The organism is Chryseobacterium sp. LAM-KRS1 (genome assembly GCF_013184525.1).
Classification (GTDB): Bacteria; Bacteroidota; Bacteroidia; order Flavobacteriales; family Weeksellaceae; genus Chryseobacterium; species Chryseobacterium proteolyticum.
On the sequence record NZ_JAAOIZ010000006.1, the window covers coordinates 60,702 to 77,708 of the forward strand.

16 protein-coding genes are annotated in these 17,007 nt (G+C 37.4%); all 16 read right to left on the minus strand.

Features of this window, described 5'->3' with window-relative positions:
* Positions 1 to 73: 73 nt before the first annotated feature.
* Complete coding sequence (locus G9C87_RS17725) at positions 74 to 2,374, minus strand: GAF domain-containing protein (protein ID WP_172283650.1); 2,301 nt, start codon at positions 2,372 to 2,374, stop codon at positions 74 to 76.
* A 74-nt stretch (positions 2,375 to 2,448) separates the two neighbouring features.
* On the minus strand, positions 2,449 to 3,828 hold the full coding sequence (locus tag G9C87_RS17730) for an NADH-quinone oxidoreductase subunit N (RefSeq protein ID WP_172283652.1): 1,380 nt from the start codon (positions 3,826 to 3,828) through the stop codon (positions 2,449 to 2,451).
* 121 nt (positions 3,829 to 3,949) lie between these two features.
* On the minus strand, positions 3,950 to 5,443 hold the full coding sequence (locus tag G9C87_RS17735; protein ID WP_172283654.1) for a NuoM family protein: 1,494 nt from the start codon (positions 5,441 to 5,443) through the stop codon (positions 3,950 to 3,952).
* Positions 5,444 to 5,445: 2 nt separating this feature from the next.
* On the minus strand, positions 5,446 to 7,359 hold the full coding sequence (gene nuoL, locus G9C87_RS17740; protein ID WP_172283656.1) for an NADH-quinone oxidoreductase subunit L: 1,914 nt from the start codon (positions 7,357 to 7,359) through the stop codon (positions 5,446 to 5,448).
* Positions 7,360 to 7,362: 3 nt separating this feature from the next.
* Positions 7,363 to 7,692, minus strand: coding sequence for an NADH-quinone oxidoreductase subunit NuoK (gene nuoK, locus G9C87_RS17745; RefSeq protein WP_172283658.1), 330 nt, complete (start codon positions 7,690 to 7,692; stop codon positions 7,363 to 7,365).
* Between the two features lie 4 nt (positions 7,693 to 7,696).
* A complete protein-coding gene (locus G9C87_RS17750; protein WP_172283660.1) occupies positions 7,697 to 8,194 on the minus strand; it encodes an NADH-quinone oxidoreductase subunit J in 498 nt (165 codons plus the stop codon).
* Positions 8,194 to 8,751: a NuoI/complex I 23 kDa subunit family protein gene (locus G9C87_RS17755; protein ID WP_172283662.1), complete on the minus strand. Its 558-nt coding sequence runs from the start codon at positions 8,749 to 8,751 to the stop codon at positions 8,194 to 8,196. The genes G9C87_RS17750 and G9C87_RS17755 overlap by 1 nt, the downstream gene beginning before the upstream one ends.
* Positions 8,752 to 8,889: 138 nt before the next feature.
* On the minus strand, positions 8,890 to 9,951 hold the full coding sequence (nuoH, locus tag G9C87_RS17760) for an NADH-quinone oxidoreductase subunit NuoH (RefSeq protein WP_172283664.1): 1,062 nt from the start codon (positions 9,949 to 9,951) through the stop codon (positions 8,890 to 8,892).
* A 93-nt stretch (positions 9,952 to 10,044) separates the two neighbouring features.
* A complete protein-coding gene (locus G9C87_RS17765) occupies positions 10,045 to 11,043 on the minus strand; it encodes a 2Fe-2S iron-sulfur cluster-binding protein (protein ID WP_172283666.1) in 999 nt (332 codons plus the stop codon).
* A gap of 41 nt (positions 11,044 to 11,084) precedes the next feature.
* Entirely contained in the window at positions 11,085 to 11,966 is an 882-nt protein-coding gene (locus G9C87_RS17770) for a hypothetical protein (RefSeq protein ID WP_172283668.1), read from the minus strand.
* On the minus strand, positions 11,967 to 13,325 hold the full coding sequence (gene nuoF / locus G9C87_RS17775; protein ID WP_172283670.1) for an NADH-quinone oxidoreductase subunit NuoF: 1,359 nt from the start codon (positions 13,323 to 13,325) through the stop codon (positions 11,967 to 11,969).
* Between the two features lie 12 nt (positions 13,326 to 13,337).
* A complete protein-coding gene (nuoE, locus tag G9C87_RS17780) occupies positions 13,338 to 13,847 on the minus strand; it encodes a complex I 24 kDa subunit family protein (RefSeq protein ID WP_172283672.1) in 510 nt (169 codons plus the stop codon).
* Positions 13,848 to 13,952: 105 nt separating this feature from the next.
* On the minus strand, positions 13,953 to 15,176 hold the full coding sequence (nuoD, locus tag G9C87_RS17785) for an NADH dehydrogenase (quinone) subunit D (protein ID WP_172283674.1): 1,224 nt from the start codon (positions 15,174 to 15,176) through the stop codon (positions 13,953 to 13,955).
* Between the two features lie 71 nt (positions 15,177 to 15,247).
* Positions 15,248 to 15,742, minus strand: a complete 495-nt coding sequence (locus tag G9C87_RS17790) for an NADH-quinone oxidoreductase subunit C (protein WP_172283676.1) — start codon at positions 15,740 to 15,742, stop codon at positions 15,248 to 15,250.
* Between the two features lie 6 nt (positions 15,743 to 15,748).
* Positions 15,749 to 16,309 carry an NADH-quinone oxidoreductase subunit B gene (locus G9C87_RS17795; RefSeq protein WP_172283678.1) on the minus strand — a complete coding sequence of 187 codons (561 nt, stop codon included), beginning with the start codon at positions 16,307 to 16,309 and terminating at the stop codon, positions 15,749 to 15,751.
* Between the two features lie 94 nt (positions 16,310 to 16,403).
* On the minus strand, positions 16,404 to 16,775 hold the full coding sequence (locus G9C87_RS17800; protein WP_172283680.1) for an NADH-quinone oxidoreductase subunit A: 372 nt from the start codon (positions 16,773 to 16,775) through the stop codon (positions 16,404 to 16,406).
* Positions 16,776 to 17,007 lie beyond the last annotated feature (232 nt).

The window sequence follows — 17,007 nt, forward strand, 5'->3', positions numbered from 1 at the left end:
GAAATAGGATTATTCCCACTATATTTTACAAGTGAACTGAAGGAAACCGGATGTTGTTTTGCGAAGAAAATCTTTAAGCAATCGAAACCCTTAGGGCTAATAATCCTGTTATCCCCTGGAGGTCTTCAACCTTTAAAAACTCAACATCAGACTGAAGGATTTCTTTTTTCTGAAGCTTACTGATGTATTGCAGGTATTCTTTCTGGTTTTCCATTCCAAAGTAAACAATAGTTATTTTTCCCGGACAGGTAATTCTTTCGGTTGAATTTTTTATATGAGCCTTATCGATTCTTTTTTTGATAATTTCATAATACGAATTGTAAGCACCATCTACATCGAAACGCTTTTCATCCATACGGAAGCGGATATCTATTTTTTCATTGTAAACGAAAATAAGTGAAGCGATATCCAATGGAATAGGAAGCTCTTCCTTAAAGGTTTTAATTTCCTGTTCCATTTTGCAGATCGTTTTCAGCTGCCAGTATCTTAATTGATGAACCACCTTGGATGTGTAATGAAGATCCGGAGTGATACTTGGTCCGATGAATAAATTATGCTCTACACCATCTGATTTAAACCTTTCGTAGTAATGAGGAAATATGGCTTGCGCTTTGATCTGATTCTCATCAAGTATATCGGCAAGTTTCCTGTTGATCAGAGTAATTGAATCATCAAGGCTTTTTCTGCTGTTGTAAAATAGATCGGTTTGAGTGAAGACTTGGGAAAAATACTCTGAAATCATTGTTTTTACCTCCTTAGTGGACCTTACCTCTAATTTTGCTTGAAGATACGGATGAATTTCATCCCTTAATAACCTTTGGAAGCGCTGTTCCGTATCGGCCTTGATCTCATTATTCAGTTCATTTTCAAAAATCTCCAAAGCCAGTAAATATTTCTCGGAATCTGAATTGACCAGAGTGAAAATATCATGAAGACAATCAATCTGCCTGTTAAGATCTTCCAACATAAGATTGAATCGTTTTTCGGAGGAAGAACGGATATCAGAGAACCCAAACAGCGGCGTAAGATTTTTAAAAGAAATCTGCTTTAAGGTATAGATCTTCTTAGCTAACGAAGCATTAAAATACTTTTCTGCCTCATTTCTGAACTTCCAGACCACACTGTTGTGGATGGACGTGTATTCCCGTTGAATGATTGCCTCAATCTGATAATTCTTTTCAAAACTGAATCTGTTCAGCGAAAAAAGAATCATATCACTGAAAAACTCCAGCTTTTTCAATTTTAAGCCATTCAGACTATTGGGAATAGGAGAGGTAAACTCCATAATGGCGAGTAATTCTCCATCTTTCATGATTGGAATTACCATGAAACTATTGATGTTGTTTTCCTTTAAGATGCTAAAGGAAGGCTGATCTTTTATTTCCTGCTCCATATTATTGACATTGGATATGACAATAGCCCTGGAGTTGTTATTTAAATTTTCAAAGGTGCTTTTCCGGGTCTCTTCATCAAAGGTATTGATCCAGAAATCAAGGATATGATTCGTAAAAAGATTTTCGTAAATCGGAACCTTTTCCAGCCTCTGGTCTTTTTTGTTGAAAAGCATCAGCCCGAAGTTCAATTCCGCGACATCAAAATAAGACTTAAATATCTCGATCAGGTTGTTATCCGGAGTAAGGTTTTCAGGATCAATCTGGATCATACTTGATTTAAGATCGGAAAGTGCAACTTCAGATGTACAGTCGACCAGAGAAACAATGGTAAAACCTTTTAAGACCCATGATTTCGATGGGAAATGTTTTTTCCACAGCTTGTAATCATCCAGGTTTTCAAGAAGCATGTCGATAACATCATCCGCCGGTATTTTAGCCTTTTCCGTAGGATAAATATCTGTGAAATCTGAATTTACTGTGATTTTATAATGCTTCATGATTCCCTGCTTATTGGGAATATCATAATACAATGGCATTGTACTTTTCACATCTCTCTTGAAATAACTTTGGAGGATAAGACAGCAGCAGAATACATAGAACTCATCATCACTGATATTCCTAAGCTCAATTTCAAAATCCTTACCGGCATCTTTTAAAATATTCTTGAATCGTTCGGTATAATTGAATGTCGTTTTTGAAAGAGGAATACTGGCGGCTTTTATCTCATTATTGGTTAAACCCGTTGGAAACAAGTCAGCCAATAAAAGCCTGATGAGGTCCTCGTGTTTTTCTAATAACGAAACATCCTGGAAACCGTCTTTGAGTTCCTTGATTTTTTTTGTTTTCTCGATAAGGGATTCCGCATAATTCACCCGGTATTCTAATCGGTCATTGTACCGGATATGCTCAAGAACATCCAAATACTTTTTGAATGAAATGGATACTTGAAAAGGGGCGTCTTTTTTGTAAAGATGTAACAATGCTGAAAATTATAAAGTAAAGTTATAAAAAAAGCACAACTTTATGTTGTGCTTTTATATTTTTATGATTTTGATTACAGTCCAAATTGTTTTGCGAACAGGTCAGGGAATACTCCTAAAATGATGATAGAAGCTATAATTACCACCGCTACAATATTGTACGTAATTGTTACTTTTTCTGAAGTTTTGAATGTTGTTTCTTTAAAGAAAAACATGGCTATGATTAATCTCAGGTAATAAGCAATTGAAACTGCAGAACCTAAAACGGCAACCAGCACTAAAAAGGCAGCTCCGTTCATTGCCTGGGAAAATAATGCAAATTTACCCATAAAACCGGCTGTTAAAGGAACCCCAGCCATTGAAAGCATGGAGATTGCAGCTACGGTAGCCAAAAGAGGCTCTGATTTTGCCAATCCTTTAAATGCTCCAAAAGAAGTTTCTCTTTTCAATTTTTCTACCCATATCAGACACATAAATACTCCTACAGTAGATAATGAGTAAGCAAAAAGATAGAAAGCCAGATTATAAGTAGAAAGATTCGTCATTCCAAAGAATACCAATCCGATATATCCTGCATGAGAAACAGAAGAATAAGCCAGCATTCTCTTCGCATTGGTCTGTGCAAGACCCATAACATTGGCCAGAAGCAAGGTTATGATAATGAATACTCCAAGTATATTAATCCATTCGTGGGTTACTCCTGCAAAACTTATATTCATTAATCTGAAGAATGCGAAAAATCCTGAAATTTTTACAACACTTGCCATGAAAGCTGTGATCAATGATGGAGAACCATAATATACATCAGGACTCCACATATGGAACGGTGCTAATGCTACCTTAAATGCCAATGCACAAAGCATCAGGATCACCCCTAAGATGAACATTACATCTTTTGGGTGAGCAGCTCCGAAATCATGGATTTTATAGATATCAAAAGTTCCTGTACTTCCATAGATGAACGTAATACCGAATAAAAGGAATCCGGTGGCAAACGCTCCCATCAGGAAGTATTTTATAGAGGCTTCGTTTGATCTTAAATCAGTTTTATTAGCTCCGGCCATCACATACAATGGGATGGAAAGGATTTCAATACCTAAGAACAGGGTTACCAGATTCTGATATCCGAAAAGAGTAATACCTCCGCACAAAGCGAATAGCATCAATGCATACAATTCGGACTGATGGCTTCTGTGATTACTGAATGCGAAACCACCCAGAAAGAACAATAGTAAAGTAGTTACAATTGAGATTTTTGTAAATAAGGCAGTATTAGAGCCATATTCATACATATGTCTGTAATGTTCGAAAAATGAACATTCAGGCAGGAAGCTAACATATAATGCAATGATTAACCCCAAAATCCCAATGTACCTTGCGAATTTTCCTTGTTCAAAAACGCCTGAAAATAACGCAGCAACTGCAGTTAGGAAAACAATAATTAAAACACTCATAATATAGATTTGAGATTCGAGATTCGAGATTCAAGATAAAAACACTGACTTCTCAATTTCATACTCTCTTAATTTTTTAAATTATTAAATTAATCTTTAAATTTTTGAATCTTTCAATCTTTTAATTAATCAAAGATGCATAGATAAACTTCAGCGAACTACTCACCATTTCGATTACCGGTTGAGGGAAAATACCAAGTAAGATCACAAAAACCGCTAAACTGGCCAGAACAGAAAATTCTACTCCTGAAAGATCTTTCGCTGTACTCAATACGGCTTCATCTCCTTTTCCGAACATTGCCTTTCCGTAGAATCTCAATAGATAAACGGCAGAAAGAATCACAGTTAAACCTGCAATAATAGCAGCTAATACATTAAAGTCAAAGATTGATTTAATCAAAATGAATTCCCCGATAAAACCATTAGTCAACGGAACGCCCATTGAACCTAAAAGGATCAGTAAAAACAATACGGCAAATTTAGGAGCTACTTTCGCTAAACCTCCCATTTGTCTGATGTCTCTTGATTTAAATCTTTTATATAAAATGTCTGCACAGTAGAATAAACCTACGACATTAATACCGTGAGCAAAAGTTTGTACCAAAGCACCTTCAGCACCTTCAGTAGTAAATGTTCCTCTTAGTGTAACAACAGCAGATGCAAAAATACCCGCTACCATCAATCCAACGTGAGAGAAAGATGAATAGGCAATGATCCTCTTCATATCATTCTGGATAATTGCGATCAATGCTCCATGAAGGATTCCTACTATCGCAAGGATAATAACGATCTGCCCTGAAATTCCCATAATAGGAATAGGAGTGATCGGTAATAAATAACGGATAACACCATACACAGCCATTTTAAGCATGATCCCTGATAATAACATCGATCCCTGAGTAGGTGAGTAGGTATAGGTATCAGGCTGCCATGTGTGGAACGGGAAGATCGGTAATTTCACTGCAAATGCAAAGAATATAAACCAAAATACAACCGTCTGCTGAGTTTCATTAAGTGATGCATTGTATAGATCTGTTAAGGCAAATGATGCAGAGTGATTATACACATAAATCAATCCGGCAAGCATGAATAAAGATCCTACGAATGTATATACAAAGAACTTTGTGGTGAATTCAAATCTTTTATTTTCCTGGCCCCAAAGTCCGGCAATGAACCAGATTGGAATCAGTGTTACCTCCCAGAAAATGTAGAACAATAATCCATCCAGAGATGTGAAAACTCCCACAAGTCCAAACTGCATCAACAGGATAAGACCATAGAATGAGTTTCTGTAATTGATGTTCTCATTAAATGAAGATAAAATAATGATTGGCGAAAGGATATTGGTCAGCAATAAAAGCAGCATACTCATCCCGTCAATACCGAAATGAAGCGAGCTTTTAATAAATTGTGACCATGGATAATTGATCTCATGCTGCAATACACTATCTACGGTCGGAGTAAAATCGAAATCCGAAAGTATATAAAATGTAAGAAGCATTTGTACCAATGCAATTCCTAGTGCCAAATATTTGCTGGATTTATTTTTCCAGGCAAAAACAAGTCCCGACCCTACTAGAGGTAAAAGCAATAATGTTAATAATAAACAAGACATTATTATTGTAATATAAAGTTAACAATCAGTATAATTCCCACAGCTAAAGACATGATAAGAATGTATGTCTCAACATTTCCGTTTTGAATACGTTTCATAGATTTACCGCTGTCCTCAGCTCCTTCACCTACGAAGTCTACAAAACGATCTAGAACACCCTTATCAAACATTTTACCTCCACGTCCTAATCCTTCAACAGTTTTTACAATTAATGCATTGTAAAGTTCGTCAATATATAATTTTTTAGCAGACAGCTTTTCCCAGCCTGTATAGCTTTCTTCCGGAAGGGCTCTCTTTTGCTTATTCACATACGTGTTTTTAACGATGAACCATACCGCGAAGAACATTACAACAGTGGCTGCTAATAATATCATTTCAGTATTAAAATCAACTCCTGAAAGCGTAGCTTCCATTTGTTTGAAACTTTCTTCAGTAAGAACCGGCTTCAGCCATTCCATTAATTTTGCATAATGACCGTGGCCGATAAAGTGAGGAAGGTTAATAAAACCTCCGATAACAGAAAGAATAGCCAATACGATCAACGGTAACGTCATGTTCATCGGGCTTTCATGCAAGTGGTGTTTCTGTTCCTCAGTTCCTCTGAACTCTCCGTGGAATGTAAGGTAATACAGTCTGAACATATACGTTGCCGTAATAGCTGCCAGAATGAATAACATTACCCAGTAGATTGGATTTTTTGCAAATGCAGCTACCAGAATTTCATCCTTGGAAATCATCCCTGAAAGTAAAGGGAAACCAGAGATTGCCAGTGTTCCGATAAGGAAAGTAGCATGGGTAATCGGAATTACTTTCTTAAGTCCACCCATAAAACGCATGTCCTGCTCATTACTCATAGCGTGGATCACAGATCCTGCTCCTAAGAATAACAATGCTTTGAAGAATGCGTGTGTCATTACATGGAACATCGCTGTAGTATAAGCTCCTAATCCCAAAGCAATGAACATAAATCCAAGCTGCGATACAGTAGAATAGGCCAATACTTTTTTGATGTCGTTCTGACGAAGTGCATAGAAACCTGCTAAAGCTGCAGTTAAGAATCCGATCAACAGAATTCCGCCCTGAACAGTTGGAGCCAAAGTAAATAAGAAATTAGATCTTACTACCAGGTAGATCCCCGCAGTAACCATTGTTGCTGCGTGAATTAATGCAGAAACAGGAGTTGGTCCGGCCATTGCGTCCGGTAACCATGTATATAAAGGAACCTGCGCCGATTTACCGGTAGCACCGATAAATAAACTCGCCGTAATAAAGATAATTACAGTTCCATCCAATTCAAATTTTGAAGCGTTTTGAGCTACTGAAAGATAATCAATAGCATTGGTCTGAGAAGCGATCATGAAAATACCGATCAATAAACCAAGGTCCCCAATTCTGTTCATGATAAACGCTTTTCTTGCTGCTTTACCATATTCTTCATTTGTGAACCAGAATCCGATCAATAGATAGGAACACAAACCTACACCTTCCCATCCGATAAACAGGATCAGGTAATTGCTTCCCATTACTAAAAGTAACATAGAGAAGATGAAAAGATTCAGATAAGTAAAGAACTTATAGAAACCTTTATCATGGCTCATATATCCGATAGAGTATAAGTGGATCAATGATCCGATACCTGTAATGATCATGATCATCATTAAAGATAACTGATCGATCTGGAAACCAAAGTTAATCTGAACTCCATTTACTCTGAACCATTCAAAAGCTTTTACGATAACCGGCTGGCTTTCAGAATTGAAATTCATGAAAATACTTACCGCGATACAGAAAGATCCGAAAACCGCTGCAGTTGCCAATCCTCCTACTACTATTTTTGGAAGATTTTTCCCGAATAAACCGTTAATAAGAAAGCCTAAAAGTGGTAAAAGTACTATTGCATACACTAAATTTTCCATTCTTTATCCTCTTAATTTATTAAATATACTAACATCTACAGAACGGGTATTTCTATATAGCATAGCAATAATTGCCAAACCTACTGCTACTTCAGCAGCAGCAACCACCATAATGAAGAAAACTAAAAGTTGTCCATCGCTGTTTCCTTTATACGCCGAAAAAGCAGCCAATAAAAGATTTGCAGAATTGAGCATAAGCTCTACACAACCCAAAATTACAATAGCGTTTTTTCTCAATAACACTCCTAATACTCCCAAACAGAACAATACTGATGAAAGAATAATGAAATAATTTAAAGGGACGCTTTGTATAAATGTATTTACTTCTCCCATAATTTTATAAATCTTTTTTACCGATTAATACCGCACCTACAATACCTGCCAAAATAAGGATGGAAGCAAGCTCAAACGGTAAAACATATTCATTAAACAAAAGTTTACCCAGATTTTTAGTAAGACCCACACCTCTGTCTACATTTTCCACTACAATATGGTTGTCCTGAACTCCTCTGAATACTCCTAAAATACCAATCAATAACAGACCGGCTGTAAAGACTCCAATAAATTTTAAAGTATTGTTCTTCTTACTTTCGTCTTCTTTATTAAGATTAAGCATCATCAGGATGTAAAGGAACAATACCATAATCGCTCCTGCATACACGATGATCTGAATAATGGCAAGGAACTGGGCATTCAAAAGAATGTACATCCCTGCAATGGAAAACATTGTAACAATTAATGATAAGATAGCATACAAAGGATTTTTTGCAAATACAAAGTATACTGCACCTGCCACTGCTAAAAAAGCCACCAAGAAAAATAAAAACTGATCCATTATTTTACCGCATTTTTTTGTTTCTCGGATTGTCTTGTCGTGATGTCAATCCTTTCGTTTATCTTTTCAACTAATTTATCTTTTCCATAGATAAAAGAACCTCTGTTGGTTTCCACATCTACCAATCTATCTGTTAAATAAATTGCTGATTTTGGACATGCTTCTTCACACATTCCGCAGAAAATACATCTCAGCATATTGATTTCATATACTGATGCATATTTTTCTTCTCTGTAAAGATGTTTTTCTTCCTTAGTTCTTTCAGCAGCAGTCATGGTAATTGCTTCTGCAGGACATGCCACCGCACAAAGTCCGCAAGCGGTACATCTTTCTCTGCCTTCCTCGTCTCTTTTCAGAACGTGCTGACCTCTCCAGATATCTGCTCTTGGTTTCTGTACTTCTGGATACGAGTATACTGCAGGAGCTCCTTTTACAACGGTTCTTACAGCATGCTTGAATGTAATCCCCATACCTTTGAAAATCGCCGGTAAGTAGATTTTCTCAGCAAGGGTCATTTCTTTATTAGAAACAACTTTTGATCTGTTAGTAAGTTTCATTTAATTATAGATTATAGATGGTAGACTAATTCTGTCTTTTATCTTAATTTTTAATATTTTATGTCTGAATAGAGCTGCTTAAGTAAAGATAAAATTTGATTTCACTTTCAAATCAGCTCATTTCAAATGTTCAATTTTTTAATGTCCGAATGCTAAAATCAAAGCTCCGGTAACAATCAGGTTCAAAACAGCCAATGGAATCAAAGTTTTCCATCCTAAGTGCATCAGCTGGTCATATCTGAATCTCGGTAGCGTCCATCTGATCCACATAAAGATCAGAATTCCGATAATGGTTTTAACTAAAAACGCTCCGATACTTAATATTCCTGCAATATTTTCTCCCCAGTTTTGTGTTACCCACTCAATTCCCGGATAGTTATAACCACCAAAGAAAAGAACAACCATAAATGCGTTGGAGATAAACATATTTACATATTCTCCGAACATGTATAAACCTAATTTCATGGAGGAATATTCCGTAGAATATCCTGTCACCAGTTCGGATTCACACTCCGGTAAATCGAAAGGGTGTCTGTTCGTTTCTGCTAATGCAGCAACAATAAAAATAAGGAAAGCCAACGGTTGATAGAAAATATTCCAGTTCATCCCGTCAATGTGGATAAGTCCCCACAGTTTTCCTGTTGTTTGAGCTTCAGTAATTACTTTTAAATCTAAACTTCCTGTCATCATGATGATAGAAAGCAGCGCCAATCCCATTGCCAATTCATAAGAGATCATCTGAGAAGAAGCACGGATAGCACCTAATAATGAATATTTATTATTAGAAGCCCAACCTCCGATCATGATCCCATAAACCCCAATGGAAGCCATTCCGATAATGAAAAGTACACCGACATCAATGTTAGCCACCTGAAGGTCGTAAGACATTCCTCCGATATTTAAACTTTTCCCCCAAGGAATAACAGCTCCTGTAATTAATGAAATAAACATCACCAAAGCAGGTCCCAATACGAAAAGGAATTTTTCTGCATTGGCAGGAGTAAAGTCTTCTTTAAAGAAAAACTTTCCACCATCAGCAAGAGGCTGCAGCAATCCGAAAGGTCCGGCTCTGTTCGGCCCGATTCTGTCCTGCATGATAGAAGCAACCTTTCTTTCTGCCCAGGTAGAGTAGGCCGCTATCGTTAGCGAAAGCAAGAAAAGCGCTAGTACAAGTATCAATTTAAATGTAATTAAATCCATTTTTATTATAGATGTTAGATATGAGATGTCAGATGCTAGATTTCAGATCTTTAATCTGATGTCTGTAGTCTGATATCTGAAATCTTATTAAAGTTATTTTTCGTCTTTTTCACTGATTTCTTTAGCCATAGGATTGTCTAAAACTCTTAGCTCATCCTTAGGTTTTTCATAATGGTTGAGTGAAATCACAGAATGTCTGTCGATATGTCTTGGACCTTCAATATTCCAGTCTTTCAATTCTTTTCTTTCAAAACGACATGTATCACAGATAAATTCTTCAACTTCTCCCCACTGGTCTTTTCTGGCTGTAACCCTTACCACTTCATCTCCTTTCAACCATACAACTGCTTTTCCTGAACACTTGTCACATTTACATGAAGCATTCATCGGGTTGGTAAACCAAACTCTGCTTGCAAAACGTGCGGTTCTGTCGGTAAGAGCTCCTACCGGACAAACGTCGATAACGTTCCCAATGAAATCATTATCCAAAGCTTTATTTAAATAAGTGGAGATTTCTGCGTGATCTCCTCTGAAAAGAATACCATGCTCTCTGGTTTCAGTAAGTTGATTCGCTGTAAGAACACATCTTGCACAAAGAATACAACGGTTCATATTCAGCTTGATATGTGGTCCCAAGTCATCCGCTTCGTAGGTGTTTCTTTCAAACTCCGTTCTGGTATTTTCCACACCATGTTCATATCCAAGATCCTGAAGATGACATTCTCCAGCCTGATCACAAATAGGGCAGTCCAGCGGGTGGTTAACCAATAAAAATTCAGTAACGGCTTTTCTACCTTCTTGAGCTTTATCAGAAGTAAGATTTTTCACTTCCATTCCGTCCATTACATTGGTTCTGCAGCTAGCCACCAGTTTTGGCATGGGACGAGGGTCCGCTTCAGATCCTTTAGAAACTTCTACTAAACAAGTTCTGCATCTTCCTCCACTGGTTTCCAACTTGCTGTAGTAGCACATTGCCGGAGGTACAGATTTTCCACCGATTTGTCTTGCTGCTTCCAGGATGGAAGTTCCAGGCAACACTTCAGTAGTCTGTCCGTCTATCGTTATTTTGAATTTTTTAACTTCTTCGCTCATATTATACGCTTTAAGCTTTCTGCAATAAGCAATAGGCTTTATTAATTATATTTTTTCGTATTAAATGTATATCCAATTCCGGCAAGGACTTGTCCAAAAACGAAATCTTGTCGTGCTTTATCTGGCTTATTATTCAACGTGGTTTTAATATCCCACATATTGATATATCCAAATTTTCCTTCCAGTCTTGCCATCCAGTGATTCCAGAACACAAGGTTTAAGCTGGTTCTTACATCAGTTCCCATACCGGCAACGTGAAAACGGTCACTTCTTTCATTACCAAAAAGTCTTACGTTACTTTTGGGAAACATTACCCCAATTCCGGCTCCATAAGACCATACCAGGTCAATATTTTTTTTATTGATAAGGCTCTGATACCTTTCAAGACCTAAGTTTTCATAGTTAAGTCCGTCCGTATGTTCGAAAGTAAGGAACTTTTCATCTGCCAGGTTTACCTGCCCGTTTTGAACCATACCTGCATATGTAGGATCTGAAATATGTCCCTTAAAATTAACGGTTTGGTTCTGATCCATAACATACTTCATATGATCAATCCCAAGAACAAGCGCTAAATTATCTTTTATGAAATAACCAGCTCTGAAGTTGTACTGAACCACTGTAAACCACGTAGGGTCAAAATATACAATTCCAAATTTTGTAGGTCTGTCATGAGCGGATACATTATTCAGCTGGAAATTATAACCATTTCCTGAAAAATTGATATCAGAATTACTGAAAGCAGCCCTGTTCCAGCCAAAGAAAACAAACATCTGACCTTTTTTGGATAGAGGGTCCGGTTTTTGTTTTTTTGGAGTTGCACCTGTAAATGTTTCCAGATTTCTTTCCACACTTAAAGTATCTTTTTCTTTTTGTCCGAAAACAAAACTCGACATCATTACGCCGATCACAAACAACTTCTTCATTTATACATTTTTTTCAACAGCCGGAATAGGATCAGCATAATTAGCCAGACCATAATTTTGAGTTAAACATAACTCTGGATTTTTGATATGCCATTCAAATTCATCTCTGAAATGGCGTATCGCTGCTGCAACCGGCCAGGCTGCGGCATCACCTAAAGGACAAATGGTATTTCCTTCGATTTTTCTCTGGATATCCCAAAGCAGGTCGATGTCTTCCATCTTCCCTTGTCCGTTTTCAATCTTTTTCAATATCTTATACATCCATCCTGTCCCTTCACGACAAGGTGTACACTGTCCACAACTTTCGTGATTGTAGAATCTCGCTAAAGTCATGGTATGTTCCACGATGCACTGATCTTCATCTAAAACAATGAAACCTCCTGAACCCATCATGGTTCCGGTAGCAAATCCTCCATCTGCTAAGGATTCATAGTTCATATATCTTGGTTCTCCGTTTACTGTTCTCAACAATAGGTTGGCTGGAACAATAGGAACCGAACTACCACCAGGAATACAGGCTTTTAACCTTTTTCCGTTTGGAATACCTCCACAATATTCATCAGAATAAATGAATTCTTCCACAGTGATCGTCATATCAATTTCATAAACTCCCGGTTTATTGATATTTCCACATGCAGAAATTAATTTCGTACCTGTAGATCTTCCCACTCCGATTTTTGCAAATTCAGCACCGGTAATATTAATGATCGGTACCACAGCTGCAATTGATTCCACGTTGTTAACAACCGTAGGTCTTTCCCAAAGTCCTTTTACAGCCGGGAATGGTGGTTTCAATCTCGGGTTACCTCTTTTTCCTTCCAGCGATTCAAGCAATGCTGTTTCTTCACCACAGATATAAGCTCCACCACCTCTCTGAACATAGATTTCAAGATCGAAACCTGTTCCCAAAATGTTTTTACCTAAAAATCCTGCTGCTTTAGCCTCTTCAATAGCTTCTTCCAAAATATCCGGGATCCATGAATACTCTCCACGGATGTAGATATAAGAAACATTTGAGCCTAAACAGAACGAGGAGATAAGCATTCCCTCAATCAATAAATGTGGAATAAATTCCATCAGATATCTGTCTTTAAAAGTTCCCGGTTCAGACTCATCTGCATTCACTACAAGGTGTCTTGGAACTCCTTCAGGCTTTGCCAGAAAGCTCCATTTCATCCCCGTAGGGAATCCTGCACCACCACGACCACGAAGTCCTGAAGTTTTTACTTCTTCCAAAATTTCATCGGGTGTCATCTTCAAGGCTTTTTCAGCAGCTTCGTAACCTCCCTGTTTGCGGTATGTTTCGAAATAGCGAATACCTTCTATATGTGCATCTTTAAGTAAAAGTTTTTTACTCATCGTATATTTTAATTAATCCAAAGCGATTTGTCCCTCTCTGCAAAGATCAAGGATTTCATCTACTTTTTCTATCGTTAAATTTTCATGAAAGAATTTCCCCAACTGCATCATCGGTGCATATCCGCATGCACCAAGACATTCAGCAGGTTTTAAAGTGAACATACCATCTTCAGTCGTTTCACCATCCTTAATGTTCAGTTTAGTCCTGATATGATTCAGGATCTTTTCACTTCCGCGAACCATACAAGGTCCGGTTCTGCAAACTTCCAAAACATATTTACCAACCGGTTTCATATTGAACATGGTATAAAAAGTAGCTACTTCATATACTTCAATTGGCGTAATACTCAATAATTCAGCAACGTAATCCATTACCGGGACATCCAGCCATCCTCCAAATTCTTTTTGTGCTAAATGCAGAACAGGAAGAAGGGCAGACTTCTGTCTTCCTTCAGGATATCTTGCGATAATTTTATGTACTTGTTCTAAACTTTCCGGTTTAAAAGCTATTGTTTCGCTCATTTTCTTTAATGTATTATTGTACAATGTACAATGTACTAATGACTTATTTTATTTTGGTCATTGTAAAAAGTCATAAATACATTTTACAATGATACTTTTTACATTTTATGCGTCTAATTCTCCCGCAATAATATTCATACTACACATGGTTACAATGGCATCAGAAATTACAGAGCCTGTAATCATTTCCGGATACGCCTGGTAGTAGATGAAACATGGTCTTCTGAAGTGTAGTCTGTAAGGACTTCTTCCTCCGTCACTCACTAAGTAGAATCCTAATTCTCCGTTTCCTCCTTCTACAGCATGGTATACTTCTCCTTTCGGAATTTCGGTTTCTCCCATTACAATTTTGAAGTGATAGATCAAGGCTTCCATTTTGTTATAAACGTCAGCTTTTTCAGGAAGATAGAAATCAGGAACATCAGCATGGAAATCCCCTTCCGGAAGATTGTTATATGCCTGCTCGATAATTTTAATAGATTCCCAGATCTCCTGTTGACGAACCATGAAACGGTCGTAGGTATCACCAGCTGTTCCCACAGGAATGATAAAATCAAAGTCCTGGTAAGAAGAATAAGGTTGTGCTACCCGAACATCATAATCTACACCTGCAGCACGTAAATTAGGACCTGTAAAACCATAGCTTAAAGCTCTTTCAGCTGAAATTGCTCCCGCACCAATGGTTCTGTCCATGAATATTCTGTTTCTTTCCAAAAGCTGGCAGAATTCAGCAAACTTCTTAGGGAAAGTTTTTAAGAAATCTTTGATCAGTTCATGACATTTCGGTGTAAGATCTCTTTCGAAACCTCCGATTCTTCCCATATTGGTTGTCATTCTCGCACCACAGATCTGTTCGTAAATATCATAAATACGTTCTCTTTCGATGAACATATAAGTAAGTCCGGTAATTGCTCCAGAGTCCATACCAGTTACTCCGTTACAGATCAGGTGATCTCCGATCCTTGCTAATTCCATAAGAATTACCCGGATATAATCCACACGTTTTGGAACTTCAATTCCTATCAGTTTCTCAACCGTCATATGCCAGCCCAGATTGTTAATCGGAGCAGAACAATAATTCATACGGTCGGTAAGGGTCGTAATCTGGGTATAATTTCTTCTTTCAGAAATTTTTTCAAATGCCCGGTGGATGTAACCTACGGTTTGCTCAGCATGAAGAATTCTTTCCCCATCCATCGTTAAAACGTTCTGGAAGATCCCGTGAGTAGCAGGGTGAGTCGGACCTAAATTGAGGGTATACAACTGACCGTCAATCTGCTCCTTACTTTCGTATTGGTTAAGTATATTAGATAATGAGTTATCTTTCATAATATATAATTGATAATTGATAAGCGATAATTGATCAATAACCAATCATCAGCAATCATTATATTTTTATTTTATCTTCCGAACATGCTATCGTTCTTGTCGGTTCTTGTACCATCCTCAAGACGATATTCCTTCAGCATCGGGTGGTAACCAAGATCTTCCATATTTAAAATAGGTCGTAGATCCGGATGTCCCTTGAATTTGATTCCAAAGAAATCATAGGTTTCTCTTTCCATCCAGTTCGCTCCGGCATATAGATCTGTAAGAGAGTCTACCTCAATATTCTCTCTGGACATAAATACTTTAAGACGGATTCTGAAATTCGTCATCATATTATGTAAATGGTAGACTACGCCGATTTCTTTCTCCGGAAATTCAGGATAATGAATTCCACAAATATCTGTAAGGAAATTAATTTCTAAAGACGAATCCTTAAGGTAATGAATCACTTTTTTGATGTCATCTTTCTTCACTTCAACGGTAAGCATTCCATAAGGCTCTGAACTGGAAATTACAGTTTCAGGAAACTCCCTGGTGATTGCTTCTAATACAAATTCGTTCGTCATTTCCGTTTAGTTGCTTATGTTGTAAGAGTCTAATAAATTCTGATATTCAGGCATATCTCTTCTTCTGATGCTTTCGCTTTCTGCAAGAGCCTGAACCTGCATTACTCCTTCAATGATCTGCTCCGGTCTTGGCGGGCATCCCGGAACGTATACGTCAACCGGAATAATCTTATCGATTCCCTGTAAAACAGAGTAGGTGTCAAAAATACCACCGCTGGAAGCACATGCTCCTACAGCAACCACCCATTTTGGCTCAGCCATCTGAGTGTACACTTCTTTTAGGACCGGGCCTAATTTCTTGGATATAGTTCCACAAACCATTAACATGTCTGCCTGTCTTGGAGAGAAAGAGTTTCTTTCCATTCCAAATCTTGAAGCATCATATGTTGGGTTAAGAGTCGCCATAAACTCGATACCACAACAAGAGGTAGCAAATGGTAACGGCCAAAGAGAAAACTTTCTTGCCATTCCGATTACACTGCTCAGTTTCGTTGCGAAAAATCCTTCTCCTTCAAATCCTTCGGGAGCAGGTGCATCTGTTCTTATTACTGGTTTTTTATCTGACATTTTATTAAATATTTAAAGATTAAAAATTTAGAAGTTTAAAAGCATGATAAAGCTTTAAATCCATCAAATAATTAAATCTTTTTAATGTTAAAATTTATTTATCCCAATCTAGCGCGCCACGTTTCCATACATAGATAAAACCTACGAAGAAAATAGCCACGAAGGTAAGGACTGCAAGGAATCCTTCGAATCCGAATTCTCTGAAGTTAACGGCATATGGATAAAAAAATACGATTTCGATATCGAATAGAACGAACAAGACAGCTGTAAGGAAATATTTGATCGAAAAAGGGGTTCTGGCATTTCCTTCAACAGGAACACCGCACTCCCAACTTTGATTTTTCACAGAATTTCCTTTCTTCTGACGAGGTCCTAAGAAATGCGCTCCAAGCAATGAAACAGCTACAAAACCAATGGCAACGGCAGCTTGGATAAGGATCGGAATATAACTTTCAGGTAAATTCATTTTTGCATTATTATCTCAATTTGCAAATTTAGCGAATAAACAAGAAAGCATGAAATTAATAACCTTAAATGTGGAGTTAAAATAGGAAAAACCGGTAATTTAGAATTAATAAAAATAACGGTTATTTCTGCATTTTTTTGAGTAAAGAGTAAGCCATAAATGAAATATAACCGAAAAGGATACTGGCGTAAATAATATTGATTACCGTGTTTGTTTTATCGTCTCCGTTTTG